This window comes from uncultured Solobacterium sp. (genome assembly GCF_963517755.1).
Classification (GTDB): Bacteria; Bacillota_I; Bacilli_A; order Erysipelotrichales; family Erysipelotrichaceae; genus Bulleidia.
The window spans coordinates 127,408-142,944 of sequence record NZ_CAUQGG010000002.1; the positions used below are offsets into that span (position 1 = coordinate 127,408).

The following is a 15,537-nucleotide window of genomic DNA, read 5'->3' on the forward strand; positions in this document are numbered from 1 at the left end:
AACTATCATAACGCATACCAATTTAAAAGAATAAACAAGTTACAGTATATACCTAAATTCTACATATGAAAGAAATGTACTATGACCTGTTTAAGGAGTAAATCATGGTTACTATTAGGGGCTATTTGAGGGATTTTGGTGGTTATAGATGTATATGTTTGTATAAAACTAACATATCTACATGATTTATAAGTCATGTTATAATAAGTAATATTGATGGAGGACGATATGTCAGAAAAAACTTATGAGAAAAAAGTAGGAATTCGTGATATTGTATCTTTCTTTCAGTTAGAACAACTAACAGGAGATGATTCTTCTTTAAATAGATGGACAGTTATTCAGGACTTAAATCGCCCTGGATTTGAACTTGCCGGTGTGTTTAAGAGTACGGAACCTCGTCGTATCGTTATCATCGGTAATAAAGAATCAGAGTTTATTCGAACGATGAGTGAGGAGGACCAGCGAGCTAGATTCCAGTTCTTAATGGATGGTCTAACTCCATGTATTATTATTACGAGTGGAAATGAGATTCCACCTATACTAAGAGAAGTCGCAATACATAACAACTTCCCTGTGTTACGTACAAATCTAGAAACGTACCGCTTAACTGCGGATTTAATCACATTCTTGGATGAAAAGTTAGCACCTATCGATACAATGTCTGGTGTTTTGATGTCTGTATATGGTCTAGGTGTCATGATTCTTGGTGAGAGCGGTATGGGTAAATCTGAAACTGCTCTAGACCTGATTCGTGATGGTCAGGTACTCATTTCAGATGACCGTGTAGATGTACAGCATATCCAAAATAGTATTTATGGACACGCACCAGCAATCACAAAGGGTTTACTAGAAATCCGTGGTATCGGTGTTATTAACGTTGAAAAGATGTTCGGTGCTTCTGCGGTCGCAGATCGTGCTGAAGTAAAACTTGTTATACGCATGGTACCATTTGAAAGAGATGCGGAATATAACCGTATTGGTGATGAAACACAATGCTATACAAAGATTCTTGGTGTTCTTGTACCGACAATTGTGATTCCAGTCAGTGCAGGTCGTAATACCTTTATTTTGGTTGAATCAGCAGTTAGAAACTTTAGATTGCAAGAGGCAGGCTATAGTGGAGCTGCCGAAATCAACGAACGATTTTCTCGTTTTGTAGGAAAGGATGAATAAAATGACATTTTTCCCCGATGATATAACTTTATTGAAGATAGGGAATTTTCGCATTCCAACATATCTCGTGGCAGCGCTATTCGCTGTAATTGTAGTATTTATATTCTTATTAAAAGAAAACAAGAAACATGGTTATAAACGTATCGTAGCAGTTGAATTATTCTTGTTCTGCGCTGCTGGTGGCTTTATCTTTAGCCGTTTATTCTGGGTACTAGGTAATCTTTCTGAGTATATGAAATATACGCCATACATCTTCTTGATTACTGACGGAGGCTATGATGCGACCGGTGGATTGATTGGTGTAGCGTTAGGCACATGGGTTTATACACGCGAACACTATATGAGTTGGCGCCGTGCACTCGATATGACGGCACCGCTTGCGATGTTGATGATTACGATTACAAGAATAGGTCGAGCAATATCCGCACATACATTATGGTTTGTAATCGCACTAGACTTTATTGGTTTCTTGATTATTTGGTTTGAAATTCACCGTTACCGTGAAGGTAGAAGACGTGGTGAAACAGCAGCTACTACATTTATGTGGTTCGGCTTAATTTCATTCTTGGCTACCGTATTCAAGTGGGATGTACGTGGTACACATGATGTCATCATGGCGGGTCTTAGTGTAGTGGTTGCCTTACTTGGCTATATCTATCTACATACACACCCATTAGATAAGCCAGTTATCTTATTTGATTTAGATGGAACACTGATGGATAGCCGTCGTATGGTATTGTTGTGCTTTGGATATTTCTTCAAAAAATACAGCAACATAAAAAACTTTACGATTGATAAACAAAGAAAGGTATTCATTCAGCCTTTGCGGACATCCTTCAAGGAATTCTTCCCTGAACAGGATGATGCCAAGCTAGCTGAAGAATACCGTACATACCAAGGATCATTCTCATGGTCCAATGACGTAACACTATTTCCACATACAGAAGAGGTTTTACATGACTTGTGGGAAGATGGTTATAAGTTAGGTATTGTGTCTTCACGTTTAACAGAATCTTGTGATTCATGGCTAAGACAGTTTAAGTTATCTTATTTCGATGTGGTGGTTGGCCGTGATCAGTACAATAAGGCAAAGCCATCTCCTGCAGGTATCCTATATGCATGTAAGAGATTAAAAGAAGGTCATGATAACTGTATCTACATCGGTGATAGTAAGTCAGATATCTTAGCAGCCAAGGCAGCTGGATGTTATGCGATTGGTTTCTATCCAAAGCGTAATGATCCAACAGCAGACGAACGTGACAAGTTAAAACTTGGAGAATTAGAATCTGCACAACCAAATGCAATTATCGGAGATTTATCTGAACTAAAAGAGATTTTAAAAGAGACACACGGTTGGACTTACGAAAAGTTATAAAAAATGTACCAAGTCGGATGAATAATCTGGCTTGGTTTTTTATATGTGTTGTTATACTTTCCCTAAAGATGGTTGATAGAAAATGATATAATTTGAATAAAGAATAGCCATCTCAAAATTTAAAAGATAAATGTAAACATATGTTGCGTATATATAAAGTTCTTGTGATGGAAGTAAACTAATAAGGATAATAGAATGAAGTTGTAAATGAGAGGGGAAAATCACAAATGAACATCTCAGAGAAGATTAGAACCCTACGTAAGTCAAAGGGAATGTCTCAAGAAGAACTAGCAGGGCAAGTTAATATATCTCGCCAAGCGGTTTCACGTTGGGAAAATGGTACAGCTTTACCAGATGCAGATAATATTGTTCAACTGAGTAAGTTATTCGGTGTCACAACAGACTATCTATTAATGGATTCATATGAAAGCGATGAAGATTCACCAAAGATAAAAGAGAATAATAAAATACTGCATGCAAATCTAACTAGACTTGCAATCATTTTTCAGGCTGCCTTTTTAAATGCATGTATCTATCCATGGGGTGATTCGAATACAATCGTCTTAGAGACAGTTATGAAATTATGCCCGTTACTTGCATGTTCGATATGGATGGCAAGTAATCATCGATATGAAAAAGATCTAAAACAAAGAGCGAAGAACACGAAGATTGAATCATTGTATTGTTTAATCCAAACTGTTGTGTTTGTTTTGGGTTATACATTACATATAGGTTTATGGTCTACATTGATGATAATCATAAATACAAATGTATACATCTTTCTTGTGAATCCTAAGTATATGAATCGTAAATTAACACGATAATTCCATAGGTGATAAGAACACACAAAAAGAGTAGAAAGAAATCTAGGAGGAAGTATGAGTGAACTTGAGAAATATCGGATGTTGAGTGTAGGAAAAGCGTTTGGTGACCGTGCAAAAATTGCGATGGCTTTACTAGATAGCAAAACAGCCTATGAAGAATTAAAGGAAGAGGCAGCTCAAAGCATGGTAGCTGGAAGTTATAGCTGTGCTGGTGGTGATCCAAGTGTAATACTGGAACAAATCGCAATTGAAATGATATGTAGAGATACTCGTAATACTTGGTATTTACCCGATACTGTAAAGTTCTGGGATAGACGTTTTGGGAGCCTGTTAGAAGCGAAGTTTTTCTGTTATGACGATGATGCGGAAACTTGGAGTAAGATCTTATATAAATTCTTTATCAAATTACAATGGATGCCTAAACGAGAAGACTATCGCTCCACAAGAAGTTACAACAATGTTTGGGGATTCTTTGCGGAAATTCTAGCAGTAGTAAAACAGAATAATCATCCTGAATTTGATAAGTATTATGAAATTGCGGTTCAAAACGGAATGGATTCAAGTGTCTTAGAGAAAAAGTTAAAAGAACTAACCGAAGTAAAGCAGTCTTTTATTGAGATAGAAACAAACTAATTAACAGTTAAAAATGGGTTCTATATCACATATGTGGTTAGAACCCATTGTATATTTGGTTATAGTAATTTCTTGCGAATATTTTCGTAGATTGTCTCTTCTGTGGTTTGTAGTAATTCTTGTGTTGATGGATCAATACCTGCAAAGCGAATAGAGTCGAAATCTTGCGTTAACTGATTGAGTTGCTTTGTGATAGATTCTGCTTTTTGGCTCAGAGAGTAGTATGTTTCAAAATCACTAGACTTTTCCCTTGTGACATATTCATTAAATACAAGTTTTTCTAGTAATGGCACCAAAAGTAATTGGTTAACATCTGTAAATAGAGACATATCTTTTGTAACATTTGAATGTGGGAAACAATTTAGATAATGAATGACAATGAGTTCATTGGGACTTAAGCCTGTTTCCGTTGAGATACGTTGTAATAAACGCTCTAAGAGTTTTGTGGTGTAGTAGTTATGTAGTATCGCATCTTGTTTATGGTCACTTAGTTTTGCGACTGGAACGATTTCTTCTCCAAGTTTCTTTGTAGAGAAGGAGATGGCTGAGTCATCTGTCGCAAAGCCTACTAAGAAGCTCATAATTTCTGGGCGTTTGCGAGTATATTCTTTCTCATCGTAGATGGATTTATAGAAGTTATCATAGTATTTAATGACAGATAGTTTCATGTCTACGATGTTACGAATATCGAAGCGGCTTTGGGACACAAGAGAACCTTCTGTTTTTACATAATAATAGATTGGTAACTGTAATGGAGCGACATGTTTTACGTGGAGTAGATATTCAAGGTTGAAGATAAAATCCTCTGACCAAGAAAGGCTAGCATCCATCTTGAGATGATAGGCATCAATGATGGATTTCTTATATAGCTTATTCCAAAGTACACCGTAATAATAATCCGCTGGATTTTGAATCATGTAGTCCGCAAATTCATCTCTTGTAAGGACTTTGTCAGAGTCAATTCTTCCTTTATGGGATGTGTTTTCTCCTACGACACGATAGAAGTCTGCGATAACTAGATCTGCCTTTGACTCTTCCATTGTACGGACAAGTGATTTAGTGGCGTCAGTTGTAATCCAATCATCCGCATCGAGGAATTGTATATATTTTCCTCGTGCATTTTGTATTGCGAGATTACGGGTATTTGATACACCTGAGTTTTCTTTGTGGATGACTTTGATACGACTATCTTTTGCGGCGTATTCATCGAGAATCTTTCCGGATTCATCCTTACTTCCATCATCTACGATGATTAGTTCGTAGTCGCGATATTCTTGATTCAAAATACTATCGATACAGCGATGTAATACAGTTTTATCTCTATCGAGTGGTTTTGCGGCATTATATACAGGGACAATAATACTAACAATTGGTGTGTTCATATATAACTCTCCTATTAACGTTACTATTATAAATAGTATAATAAGAATGGTATAAAATGAGAAGAACAGTTATGACTTTCACAAAATTGAGAAGGTTAAACTCGGATGATAAAATAGGAACGAGGTAATTGGATATGGAAGTTAGTAAGAGAATCATACTTGTAAGTGGAATGAGCGGTGCTGGCAAGAGTACAGCAACCCGTATTTTAGAGGATATGGGGTATCACATTATTGATAACTATCCAGTCGTGCTCGTGGACCAGTTCGTGGATATGATAGAGGCCTCAACTGACCCAAGATATAGTTATATTGCGTTAAGTACATCGGCAGAAGACTTCCCAATTTTCTCTCGTAAGTTAAATGGAATAAATGCGTCCGTTAGTGTACTTTTTATCGATGCCAGTGATAGCGTACTATTAAATCGATATAAGAGTACAAGACGTATTCACCCATTATTATTAAGTAATACCGCAAATACCCTTGAAGAAGCTATCACAGAAGAAAGACATAGATTCAAACAGAATCTTGATAATAATGTGATTACAATCGATACATCCTTCTCATCTGAAAAGGAGTTTAAGAAAAAGCTAGAATCATATTTTGCTAAGAAGCAGATACCTTCATTCTCGATTTCTTTTATTTCCTTTGGTTATAAGTATGGTGTACCACTCGATGCAGATTTGATGATTGATGTACGTTTCTTGCCAAATCCATTCTGGGATGAGAAACTTCGTTATTTCTCAGGAAATGATAAAGAAGTATATGACTATGTCATGGATAAACCTGAGACACAGGAATTTATTCAGCGTTTATTAGCATTTACAGATTATGCATTTGAACAGTATACAAAGGAAGGTAAGAATCATTTTACTGTTGCGATTGGATGCACAGGTGGACAACATCGTTCTGTTACTATCGCAAATTTCTTATATGATGTATATAAGGAAAGATATAACTGTTATTTAGATCACCGTGATCAGAAGGAATGGCTAACGCATGAAGAAGCATAAAGTTGTCATTATCGGTGGTGGACATGGACAGTCATTAATCTGTCGTGGTGTTAAGACCATTTCAAATATTGATTTAAACGCAATTGTTACAGTCGCCGATGATGGCGGTAGTACGGGACGGTTACGTAAGAACTTTCATATTCCTGCGATGGGTGATATTCGAAATGTCATGATTAGTATGGCAGAAAGTGAAAATATGTTAAGTTCCTTGATGGATTATCGCTTTGATGATCCGGATGGAAAAGAAGATGATATTCTTGGCCACAACCTAGGAAATCTTATCCTAACTGCACTTACACAACAGACTGGTTCTTTTATGACAGCCATTCAGGAAGTGAGTCACATCTTAAATGTAAAGGGTAATATCATTCCTGCAAGTACGGATGTAATCACTTTGTATGCACGCATGGAAGATGGAGTCATTGTGCGTGGAGAAGCGAATATCCCAAATCATAATCACCACATTACACGTGTGTTCTATCAGGATGAAGTACATGCATGTAAAGAAGCGGTTGAGGCGATACAAAATGCAGACCTTGTAATCTATGGTATCGGTTCTGTTTATACAAGTATTTTGCCGAATGTTATCATTCCAGAAATTCAAGAAGCGTTATGTAGTACAAAGGCAGAGTTAGTATACTTCTGTAATGCAATGACACAACCAGGTGAAACAGATGGATATACTGTAGAAGATCACGTAGATGCGTTGTTATATCACCATGCTCCAGTTGATAAAGTGATTGTAGCGTGTGATGAAATACCAGAGAAGATATTAGAACGTTATTCTGTAAATGGAAGTACAAAGGTCAATCTTGTGAAGCAAGACCATCCATATCAGATTGTAACAAAGAAATTACTAAGCTTCCGTAATGGATTTATTCACCATGATCCAGAAAAAATTAAAGCAGTGATTCAAGAATTGCTGGAGGTGAGGTAATGTCATTTGCGGCAGAGGTAAAACAAGAAGTAGCCCAGAAGATTATGGAGGGTAATGATATACGTGCAGAACTATCTGCACTCATTCAAATGACGTCATCACTTTCCTTATCTAATCGTGGTATGACTTTATTAGTGAGTCTAGAAAATGCGGCTGTTTCACGTACGATTTATCGTTTGGTGAAAGAAAGATATGGCGTAGAAATTAGCTTGTTTGTAAAAAGAAAGATGAATCTTCGCAAGAATCGTATTTATGGTATGCGTATTATGAGTGCTGCTCCAAAGATTTTGGAGGATTTAGGAATTTATAGTACACGTGGTTTACTAGATAAGCCACTTGCAAAAATCGTACAGACAAACAATAATGCACGTGCCTATTTGGCAGGAGCGTTTATGGCAGGTGGCTCTATCAACTCGCCAGAAAAATCATCTTATCACTTGGAGATTACAGCTACCAGTGAAGAACATGCATTATTTATGGTATCCCTGTTAGAGCGATTTAACATTCATGCAAAGATTACAACACGTAGAAAGAAAGTTATTCTGTATGTGAAGTCAGCTGAAAAAATTGCGGATTTCTTGCGTTTAATCGAAGCTGACCAAGCAGTCTTGAAATTTGAAAATATTCGTATCTCGAGAGACTTTAGCAACTCTCTTCAACGCATGAACAATATGGATTTAGCCAATGAAGTAAAGGCGGTTGCGGCTGCGAGTGGACAACTGGATGATATTCGAATCTTAGAAGAAAATCAGAAGATAGAAACATTAGACCGTAAACTACAAGATATCATCGCACTCCGTAAGGCAAACCCAGAAGCTTCCTTAATGGAGCTGTGTAGTATCTATGAACGTCAGACTGGAGAAATTGTATCGAAATCAGGCATGAAACATCGCTTTGTAAAGATTCATGAGCTAGCGATGAAAGAGGTAAAACAAGATGAATAGAACACAACTACAGACAGCGGTATCCACAATTATTTTAATGGTTATCGTTGCACTGATTTTCCGCTACCTATGGTGGCTTATCCTATTATTACTATTACCTATTGTAGGATTTGTGATTTATGGGCTGATACAAGCCAGAAGATTAAATAAGCAGATGGAAAACACTACTGCAGAAGAATTGGATATTGATCGTACTTTCTATCAGTCATATTCAAACCCTAAGAAAAATCAAAGTGATATCATTGATGTCGAATATGAGGAACATACAGACGGAGAATAAGACTATGGAAAACGTAACCACTGAAATATTAGAAAATGATTTTACAACTTTACAAGTGATGGATTGGCCTATGGTTCAAGAATATTTACAGCGTTGTAAATATGAAGAATCAAATCACAATATTATTAATATGATTATGTGGTTACAGACATATCCGCTGTTTTACTATAAAAGAGAAGAGTACGTATTGCTGTTGGGTATACATGAAGGATGTTTCTTCATGTATATGCCACTATGTGAAAAACAATATATCGCTGAAGCGATAAAAAAGGGTAAGGAAATCTTTGACCACTATGGACATGACTTTACACTCAGCTGTTTTACAAAAGAGATGGTAGATGAAGTCATTAAACTTTATCCAGAATATACAGCCATTCATGAAAGTTGGGCAGATGATTATGTCTATGATGGAGAACGTTTACGTACCTATGCTGGTAAGAAGATGCAAAAAAAGCGCAATCATTTGAATGCGTTCTATAAAGACTTTGAGGGTAGATGGTCATACGAAACTCTTGATGAGACCAATATCGATGATTGTATTGGATATTTGAAGGATTGGAAATCAGAAGATCCAGATGATTTCTTACAGAGTGAGAGAATTGGTACATTCCGCATCTTAGACTTGTATGATGAATTACCTTGTAAGGGCGGTTTGATTCGAATCGATGGCAAGGTACGTGCTTTTGCGATTGGATCAATGTTATCAGACCGTATGTGTCAAGAGAATATCGAGAAGGCAGATGGAGATGTTAGAGGCCTTTACCAATGCATCATGAAAGAGATGTTGAGTCATGAATTTCCTGGCATTGAACTCGTGAATCGTGAAGATGATACAGGTCGTGAAAATCTAAGAGCTGCTAAACTGTCCTATCACCCAGTCAGTATTATTGAGAAGTATCGTATTAAGAAAGGTGTTGAATCATGATTACAAAAGCAACGAAAGAACAAGCTACCGAAGTAAAGAATCTTTGGAAAGTATGTTTTCCACAAGAGGATGAAGGTTACATCGATTACTATTTTAAGAATCTATTTGTGCCAGAAAATTGCTTTGTATACGTAGAAGAGGGGCATGTTGTCTCGGCAATCATTCGCGCCCCACATGCGATGATGTTTAATGATAAAGTTTTACGTACTAGCATGATTTTAGGTGTTTGCACATTACCTGCATACCGCAAGCGCGGATATATGAAGCGTTTAATGGAAATTGTATTAGACGCATGCGAGCATACTGAACTGATTACGCTCATTCAGGCATATGATCAGAAACTATATGAACCATATGGGTTCCGTAATATCTACAATCGCTCTACCTATCGTTTAACACGAGATGATGTAAAGCGTAGCACAAACTTTGGCTGTTCCTATGAACCAACAGCGATTGATTTACTAAAGGTATACTCTGCATTTATCCGTCGATTTAATGGTTACTATGCAAGAGACCTAGAATACTTTGTAAAGTATAAGAAGGAAATCAACGCACAAGGTGGCAAGATTGTAGCCTACTACAATGGCAAGGACCAAATCAGAGGATATGCGACAATGTTGCCAAAGGGAGATGTTCTAGAAATTGAAGAACTAATCTATCTTGATTCCACGGCCCTAATGAAACTATGTAACGCAGCGCTATTTGAAAAGGATGTTGTGGAATTACATGTATCAGAAGCAGAAGACTTAACACTTGTATTCCCAGAGACAAAAGTTGAGACATACGGTTCTACAATGGCAAGACTCAATGACGCAAAGCTATTCTCAAAACTTGTAGGTAGAGATATCTCTACGGTTGAACAAGCATTTGCGACAAGTATCAAGCCACTTAATCTAAATGAATTTGCATAAGAAGGGTGTATATCCTTCTTTTTCTGTGCTATATAATAAATAAAAACAGAAATCTATATCATTGAGGTGATTGTTATGAGAAGAGATCGAAATCCATTTTTGATTATTGCAATCATAATCTTATCCGTTATAGTTGTAAGAGCTTTGGTACGTGGGGCGTTATTGAGATTACCACAATATCCAGAATACTTTAGTGAACAAATTATTAACTCTACAGATCAAGATACAATCAAAGAAATCAAAGGGACAAAACTAGAAGAGTTTCATTTAAAATTTAATTATAGTGATGTCATTGGTTGTAAAACAGGGGTTCCTCCTTGGGATTGTGGGATAGAGAACCTACAAATTACAAATATTTATGTTCAAAGAAATTATTTTGCACATAAGCAGTATATTGGGAAATATTTTGAATATATTGTAAATTCATATCGAAATAAGAAGGGATATACCTTTCGATTGTATGTCACGAAGGAAAATTTACCGCATCAATTTACAAATTTACATCCTGTCGATTTGGAAAGAGAAGAGTACACCATAGGAGGGAGAATCGTAACGGTACAGAAGTTATCTGACGAGGGAGATAAAGCACTGAATTTTTATCTGACTAGTGACGATTGGTATGGCTATAAACTTATGGGACTTATCGTTTATGAAAACCAAGAAACAATTGCGGATAGTACATCGGATATTCAAGAGATTCTTGAAAAGTTATTAAAGGACCATTGAAAATAAGTATAAAAAGTCTTTAAATTCACATGGTGCTAATTTATATAAAAAGTTAGAAGAATTTTTAGTGAAATTCATCACGTTAGCGCTTACATTCAAATGGTCTTAATTGACCGAAAACATATAAAAACATATAATATAAATGCAACAAAAGGAGGTCTTTGAAAGACAATATGACAGATGTAAGAGTTGCTATTAACGGTTTTGGCCGTATTGGCCGTCTAGCTTTTAGACAAATGTTTGTAGCTGAAGGTTATGAAGTTGTTGCAATCAACGACTTAACAACACCTCACATGCTAGCTTACTTATTAAAGCATGATACAACACACGGTAAGTGGGATCATGAAATCTCTGCAGATGATGAAAAGGGAACAATCACTGTAGATGGTAAGGAAATTACAATTTATAAGGAAGCTGATGCTAGCAACCTACCTTGGGGTCAATTAGACATCGATGTAGTTCTAGAATGCACAGGCTTCTACACAAGCAAAGCTAAGTCTGAAGCACACATCAAGGCTGGTGCTAAGAAGGTTGTTATCTCTGCTCCTGCAGGAAACGACTTACCAACAGTAGTTTACGGTGTAAACGAACATGTTGTAACAGCTGAAGACAAGATTATCTCTGCTGCTTCATGTACAACAAACTGCTTAGCTCCAATGGCTAAGGCATTAAATGATTTATATCCAATCCAATCTGGTATCATGACAACAGTTCATGCTTACACAGGCGATCAGATGATCTTGGATGGACCACAGCGTAAGGGTGACTTACGTCGTTCCCGTGCTGGTGCTTGCAATATCGTTCCTAACTCAACAGGTGCTGCTAAGGCTATCGGTCTTGTAATTCCTGAGTTAAATGGTAAGTTAATCGGTGCTGCTCAGCGTGTTCCTGTTCCTACAGGTTCAACAACACTCTTAGTCTCTGTAGTTAAGGGTAAGGATGTAACTGTTGCTTCTATCAACGCTGCAATGAAGGCTGCTGCTTCTGAAAGCTTCGGCTACAATGAAGAAGAAATCGTTTCTTCTGACATCGTTGATGAAACACATGGTTCTATCTTCGACGCTACACAGACAATGGTAGCTAAGATTGATGACGACACATACCAGGTACAGACAGTTTCTTGGTATGACAATGAGAACTCATATACTTCTCAGATGGTTCGTACAATCAAGTACTTCGCAAACGTTAAGTAATTAACCTAAGCAATCTAAAAATCACACTTCTTATGAGGTGTGATTTTTTTGATCTCTTTATTTTTGATATACAATTTTACCATTAACTATTGTCATGTATACATCTAATGAGCGACAATCTTTTGGATTGGTATGCAAAATATCACCATCGATAACTGCAAAGTCTGCAAGTTTTCCAACTGTAATTGATCCCAAATCATCTTCACGGTAGAAATCATATGCTCCACCAAATGTCCAACTTTCCAGCACCTCTGGTATAGTTAAGCAATTTTCCTGATTGAAGGGATTTCCACCTTCAGGGAATAGACCTGTTACAGAGTAATAAACAGATTCGGGTATATGATCAATAACGAGAGGGAGGTCAGTACCACAGCATAGCGGAACACCATAGTCTTTCATCTTACGGCGATTCCAATAATTTTTTCCACGTTCTAAGCCAATCTGTTTTTTTATCATTCCGACTTTGTCATCGTAGCTAGTGATTGATTGAATTTGTGGATAATATTCGCAAATAATACCAAGGTCTGCCATTCGTTTTAAATCAACTGGATCACTAAATTCTGCTTCCGTTATAGCATGTCGATTCACTAATTTTCCGTTATTATCTTTTTTGCATAAATTAAAGATATTAACAGCTTTTTCGACTGCTCCATCACCTTGAGCATTTAGTGAGAATCGAGTACCAATTTTATCGGCTTCAAGTACTTCATCCTGAATTAACTCCCAATTAATATCAAGTTTACATTTATAATTTTGATTCTCGTATGGTTGCTTTAATAAACCATTTCCCTGAGAAATAGAACCATCTGTCATACGATTAAAACCTGAAAACCGAATAAAATCAGAATTGTAATTGGCCATCATCTTTTTAGCATATTCAAAGTTTGCATTCACGCCTACTGGTTGGGACATAAAATGTACACGTAAATTTAAATCTTCCTCAGATTCAAGCTCAGACAAGATATTTTGGAAGCCACTAAATTTATCAAACCCAATTTCTTTGACGGAAGTAATACCGCGCGCATTTAGCATAGCCATATATTTTTTGAATAAGGGTTTAATAAAATTCTTATCTTTAAGTATTTCGTCTAATAATTTCCAGAATACTTCATTACAATCTGCAGTTAAATCAAATCCATAGTGATTGATTGCGGTTGTATTTAGCCAAAAATGTTCGCCACTTGTAGAAAATAGGACAATACGACAATTTGGGAATAATCCTTCTAATTCTTCAGGGCTTGGGGTGTTAAAATTATCGGATATTCCATGACCAAAGATATGATCTTGATGGGAATAGCATGTTTTTAGAACCTCAATAACATCTTTTTCCGTTTTTGCATTTGAAAGATCGATACCGATGTATCGCAAAGACCAACCGGTAAAGAATGTGTGTGCATCAAAGAAACCAGGCAAAATAGTTTTCCCGGAAAGGTCATAAACCTTATATTGATTTTCTAATGAAGAAGGAATATAACCTTTTTCGACAGCATGAATTCTATTGTCATGAATAATAATATAGCCGTTAATAACATCTTGTTGATTAGCACAAAAAATTTGATCTGATTTTAAGATATAGTTGTTAATAGACATTTCTCCTCCTGGGTAAAAGCCAAAAAAGCATATAAATATATATGCTTAGTGCAGAGAAATTTGTTTAAAGTGTATATGCTGACTTGAATATAGCATAAAAAATAAATAAATTACAGATTATTCTGATTTAAAAGTTTCGAATCCATACTCAGCTTTATCGCATGGCATATAGGATGTCGTAAACTCAACAACATTTCCACTTGTATCATGACCAATATATTCAAGGTTATAGATGTAACTATCAGAAGATATATCCATAATTTTAGTGATTGGGTGGAAGGCTTTCTGAATAGTTAGTTTTTGCTCAAATGAAATTGGGAAATGTTCCTTTTGTTTCATGTAGTCATAGAGTGAGGCTTTTGAAAAATCATGATCTTGGATATCATCAAAATATTTGAAGGGAAGATAACAGTATTCAAGAGCAATACTTTCATTATCAATTTTACGCAAACGATGTAATGCATATATTTGTTCACCGTGCTTTAAATTAAGTTTCTTTTCAATATAAGTTTGGTCTTTAATGATACCCTCTTCTAAGATAGTGTTTTTTAGTGTTAAGCCATGTTTATTTATAAAAGCCCCCAGGCCGATACTTTTACCTGTAGAATGATCATTTAAATATAAAATTTTATTTGCAATTTTTTTTGTAACAAAAGTACCATTGTTTTTTACTCGAAATAAATATCCTTCGTCAATTAAAGCATTGATAGCATGTTTAACTGTCATGCGGTTAATATGATAGAGGGAAGACATTTCACGCTCACTAGGTATTTTTTCTCCTGGTAAATATTCACCATCTTTAATACGTTGGATGATTAAATTTTTTAATTGGATATACAAAGGAATTTGGTAGTTCATAAATATCACCTAAAATAATTCAAATGAAAAACGTTCATATTTCATATAGCTTTCGGTAAATGCAACAACATGATTGTGATTATCATAGATGCATCCGGATAATAATGCTACATGTGCATTACTAGAAAGTTCTAATGCATCGCGATAGCTACTTTCTGCCTCGATAACACGAATTCTTTGCGTGGTTCTAAAGAATTTAATGTTAAATTTTTCTACTAAGATATCATTTAAATTTTCAATATAAGATTTATAATCTATCAACTCGGGTGCTAAATTTGTAGGAATGAAACAGTAATCCATACATATTGGCTCATGATCGGCAATCAGTAAACGCTTAATTTCAAAAAACTTAGTACCAAGTGGTAAATTTGTCTCTCGACATAAATACTTATCAGCTTCAATCTCAATAAACTTCAATAATTTCGTTTCGTATGTGGATGCATTATCTTTAATTATTTCTGACATTAGACGAATAGTATTAACATTTTTTGTAATACGCTGTTTAGCTACAAAATAACCAATTTTAGGTACCACATAAATAATTCCCATTTCTTCTAAAATTTTCATGGCAGACCGTAGGGTCAAACGCTGAATTGAGAATAATTCGCATAGTTCACGTTCGCTTGGAAGTTTATCTCTATATTTCAAATGGTGATCAGCGATATATTGCCGAAGTTCATTACTGATCATAATATCCAAAGTCATAACTTTCATGAACTTATTTTAACAACTTTATATACTTTTTATCAAATACATATATGTAAGGGGTTGCAAAG

General features: G+C 35.8%; 16 protein-coding genes. 12 read left to right on the top strand and 4 right to left on the bottom strand.

Going from position 1 to position 15,537, the window contains the following annotated elements; translation table 11 throughout:
* Positions 1–228: 228 nt before the first annotated feature.
* From hprK to RWM19_RS02010, 4 genes are all read left to right on the top strand, one after another.
* Positions 229–1,173: an HPr(Ser) kinase/phosphatase gene (gene hprK, locus RWM19_RS01995; protein WP_313983069.1), complete on the top strand. Its 945-nt coding sequence runs from the start codon at positions 229–231 to the stop codon at positions 1,171–1,173.
* A 1-nt stretch (position 1,174) separates the two neighbouring features.
* Positions 1,175–2,548 carry a prolipoprotein diacylglyceryl transferase family protein gene (locus tag RWM19_RS02000; protein ID WP_294022661.1) on the top strand — a complete coding sequence of 458 codons (1,374 nt, stop codon included), beginning with the start codon at positions 1,175–1,177 and terminating at the stop codon, positions 2,546–2,548.
* Positions 2,549–2,775: 227 nt separating this feature from the next.
* A complete protein-coding gene (locus tag RWM19_RS02005; RefSeq protein ID WP_313983072.1) occupies positions 2,776–3,372 on the top strand; it encodes a helix-turn-helix transcriptional regulator in 597 nt (198 codons plus the stop codon).
* A gap of 54 nt (positions 3,373–3,426) precedes the next feature.
* Entirely contained in the window at positions 3,427–4,005 is a 579-nt protein-coding gene (locus tag RWM19_RS02010) for a hypothetical protein (RefSeq protein ID WP_313983074.1), read from the top strand.
* 59 nt (positions 4,006–4,064) lie between these two features.
* Here RWM19_RS02010 and RWM19_RS02015 read toward each other — a convergent pair whose 3' ends face one another.
* Positions 4,065–5,387 carry a glycosyltransferase family 2 protein gene (locus tag RWM19_RS02015; RefSeq protein ID WP_313983076.1) on the bottom strand — a complete coding sequence of 441 codons (1,323 nt, stop codon included), beginning with the start codon at positions 5,385–5,387 and terminating at the stop codon, positions 4,065–4,067.
* Positions 5,388–5,521: 134 nt separating this feature from the next.
* On the opposite strand from RWM19_RS02015, the gene rapZ reads away from it, so the two are divergent.
* The 8 genes from rapZ (at position 5,522) to gap (ending at position 12,313) form a co-directional block, all read left to right on the top strand.
* Positions 5,522–6,397 carry an RNase adapter RapZ gene (gene rapZ / locus RWM19_RS02020; protein ID WP_313983078.1) on the top strand — a complete coding sequence of 292 codons (876 nt, stop codon included), beginning with the start codon at positions 5,522–5,524 and terminating at the stop codon, positions 6,395–6,397.
* Positions 6,384–7,334: a uridine diphosphate-N-acetylglucosamine-binding protein YvcK gene (gene yvcK / locus RWM19_RS02025; protein ID WP_313983080.1), complete on the top strand. Its 951-nt coding sequence runs from the start codon at positions 6,384–6,386 to the stop codon at positions 7,332–7,334. Before rapZ ends, yvcK begins: the two co-directional genes overlap by 14 nt.
* Positions 7,334–8,278, top strand: coding sequence for a DNA-binding protein WhiA (gene whiA, locus RWM19_RS02030; protein ID WP_294020461.1), 945 nt, complete (start codon positions 7,334–7,336; stop codon positions 8,276–8,278). Before yvcK ends, whiA begins: the two co-directional genes overlap by 1 nt.
* The gene (locus RWM19_RS02035) at positions 8,271–8,558 is read left to right on the top strand and encodes a hypothetical protein (RefSeq protein WP_313983083.1); all 288 of its coding nucleotides are present in this window, start codon (positions 8,271–8,273) and stop codon (positions 8,556–8,558) included. The genes whiA and RWM19_RS02035 overlap by 8 nt, the downstream gene beginning before the upstream one ends.
* A gap of 4 nt (positions 8,559–8,562) precedes the next feature.
* A complete protein-coding gene (locus RWM19_RS02040; protein WP_313983085.1) occupies positions 8,563–9,483 on the top strand; it encodes a phosphatidylglycerol lysyltransferase domain-containing protein in 921 nt (306 codons plus the stop codon).
* Positions 9,480–10,394 (top strand): GNAT family N-acetyltransferase, encoded by a 915-nt coding sequence (locus RWM19_RS02045; protein WP_313983087.1) that lies wholly within the window; start codon positions 9,480–9,482, stop codon positions 10,392–10,394. The genes RWM19_RS02040 and RWM19_RS02045 overlap by 4 nt, the downstream gene beginning before the upstream one ends.
* Before the next feature lie 75 nt (positions 10,395–10,469).
* Entirely contained in the window at positions 10,470–11,120 is a 651-nt protein-coding gene (locus RWM19_RS02050; protein WP_313983089.1) for a hypothetical protein, read from the top strand.
* Positions 11,121–11,293: 173 nt separating this feature from the next.
* A complete protein-coding gene (gap, locus tag RWM19_RS02055; RefSeq protein ID WP_294022713.1) occupies positions 11,294–12,313 on the top strand; it encodes a type I glyceraldehyde-3-phosphate dehydrogenase in 1,020 nt (339 codons plus the stop codon).
* Positions 12,314–12,370: 57 nt separating this feature from the next.
* On the opposite strand, the gene RWM19_RS02060 is transcribed toward gap, so the two are convergent.
* The 3 genes from RWM19_RS02060 to RWM19_RS02070 all read right to left on the bottom strand — a co-directional run bounded on the left by RWM19_RS02060 (position 12,371) and on the right by RWM19_RS02070 (position 15,451).
* The gene (locus RWM19_RS02060) at positions 12,371–13,903 is read right to left on the bottom strand and encodes an amidohydrolase family protein (protein ID WP_313983091.1); all 1,533 of its coding nucleotides are present in this window, start codon (positions 13,901–13,903) and stop codon (positions 12,371–12,373) included.
* A gap of 117 nt (positions 13,904–14,020) precedes the next feature.
* Positions 14,021–14,761, bottom strand: coding sequence for a GntR family transcriptional regulator (locus tag RWM19_RS02065; protein ID WP_294020468.1), 741 nt, complete (start codon positions 14,759–14,761; stop codon positions 14,021–14,023).
* Positions 14,762–14,770: 9 nt separating this feature from the next.
* Positions 14,771–15,451 carry a GntR family transcriptional regulator gene (locus RWM19_RS02070; RefSeq protein WP_313983093.1) on the bottom strand — a complete coding sequence of 227 codons (681 nt, stop codon included), beginning with the start codon at positions 15,449–15,451 and terminating at the stop codon, positions 14,771–14,773.
* Between the last annotated feature and the right edge of the window lie 86 nt (positions 15,452–15,537).